Genomic DNA, 2,276 nt, shown 5'->3' with positions numbered 1-2,276 from the left:
AGTGGCGTGATCTAGACCCGAAGCGGAGTGATCTACCCATGGCCAGGTTGAAGCGACGGTAAGACGTCGTGGAGGACCGAACCCACTTCAGTTGAAAATGGAGGGGATGAGCTGTGGGTAGGGGTGAAAGGCCAATCAAACTCCGTGATAGCTGGTTCTCCCCGAAATGCATTTAGGTGCAGCGTTGCGTGTTTCTTGCCGGAGGTAGAGCTACTGGATGGCCGATGGGCCCTACAAGGTTACTGACGTCAGCCAAACTCCGAATGCCGGTAAGTGAGAGCGCAGCAGTGAGACTGTGGGGGATAAGCTTCATAGTCGAGAGGGAAACAGCCCAGACCACCAACTAAGGCCCCTAAGCGTGTGCTAAGTGGGAAAGGATGTGGAGTTGCTCAGACAACCAGGAGGTTGGCTTAGAAGCAGCCATCCTTGAAAGAGTGCGTAATAGCTCACTGGTCAAGTGATTCCGCGCCGACAATGTAGCGGGGCTCAAGTACACCGCCGAAGTTGTGGCATTCACACATGACCCTAGCCTTCGTGGTTCAGGGGTGTGGATGGGTAGGGGAGCGTCGTGTGGGCAGTGAAGCTGCGGTGTGAACCAGTGGTGGAGCCTACACGAGTGAGAATGCAGGCATGAGTAGCGAAAGACGGGTGAGAAACCCGTCCGCCGAATGATCAAGGGTTCCAGGGTCAAGCTAATCTGCCCTGGGTAAGTCGGGACCTAAGGCGAGGCCGACAGGCGTAGTCGATGGACAACGGGTTGATATTCCCGTACCGGCGAAGAACCGCCCATACTGATCGGGGGATACTAACCGCCCGAAGCCTGCCCGAGCGCCCTTGTGGTGTGAGGGTTTTGGTGGAGCGCGGGACCTGATCCCGGGAGGTAAGCGTATTAACAGGTGTGACGCAGGAAGGTAGCCGGGCCGGGCGATGGTTGCCCCGGTCCAAGGATGTAGGGACCGTGATAGGCAAATCCGTCACGGAGCTCTTGGATGAGCACTCCTGAGATCTGATGGGACCCCTGTATGGGGGGATCCGGTGATCCTATGCTGCCTAGAAAAGCATCGGCGCGAGGTTCCAGCTGCCCGTACCCCAAACCGACACAGGTGATCAGGTAGAGAATACCAAGGCGATCGAGAGAATTATGGTTAAGGAACTCGGCAAAATGCCCCCGTAACTTCGGGAGAAGGGGGGCCTGCGCTGTGAAGCACCTTGCGTGTGGAGCGGCAGCGGGCCGCAGAGACCAGGGGGAAGCGACTGTTTACTAAAAACACAGGTCCGTGCGAAGTCGCAAGACGATGTATACGGACTGACTCCTGCCCGGTGCTGGAAGGTTAAGAGGACCGGTCAGCCGCAAGGCGAAGCCGGGAATTTAAGCCCCAGTAAACGGCGGTGGTAACTATAACCATCCTAAGGTAGCGAAATTCCTTGTCGGGTAAGTTCCGACCTGCACGAATGGAGTAACGACTTCCCCGCTGTCTCAACCATAAACTCGGCGAAATTGCAGTACGAGTAAAGATGCTCGTTACGCGCAGCAGGACGGAAAGACCCCGAGACCTTTACTATAGTTTGGTATTGGTGTTCGGTGTGGCTTGTGTAGGATAGGTGGGAGACTGTGAAGCCCGGACGCCAGTTCGGGTGGAGTCATCGTTGAAATACCACTCTGGTCATACTGGATATCTAACTTCGGCCCGTAATCCGGGTCAGGGACAGTGCCTGATGGGTAGTTTAACTGGGGCGGTTGCCTCCTAAAGAGTAACGGAGGCGCCCAAAGGTTCCCTCAGCCTGGTTGGCAATCAGGTGGCGAGTGTAAGTGCACAAGGGAGCTTGACTGTGAGAGAGACATCTCAAGCAGGGACGAAAGTCGGGACTAGTGATCCGGCGGTACATTGTGGAATGGCCGTCGCTCAACGGATAAAAGGTACCTCGGGGATAACAGGCTGATCTTGCCCAAGAGTCCATATCGACGGCATGGTTTGGCACCTCGATGTCGGCTCGTCGCATCCTGGGGCTGGAGTAGGTCCCAAGGGTTGGGCTGTTCGCCCATTAAAGCGGTACGCGAGCTGGGTTTAGAACGTCGTGAGACAGTTCGGTCCCTATCCGCTGCGCGCGCAGGAAATTTGAGAAGGGCTGTCCTTAGTACGAGAGGACCGGGACGGACGAACCTCTGGTGTGTCAGTTGTACTGCCAAGTGCACCGCTGATTAGCTACGTTCGGATGGGATAACCGCTGAAAGCATCTAAGCGGGAAGCCTGCTTCAAGATGAGATTTCCATACAC

General features: G+C 56.0%; 1 rRNA gene. It reads left to right on the top strand.

The features are described from left to right. Window positions 1–2,276 (top strand): 23S ribosomal RNA (locus AC5RUW_RS16600); the annotation flags it as partial.

This window comes from Arthrobacter sp. Y3222053, assembly GCF_059092805.1.
The sequence above is the reverse complement of the archived record's forward strand: the minus strand, read 5'-3'. Positions and strand labels throughout refer to the sequence as shown.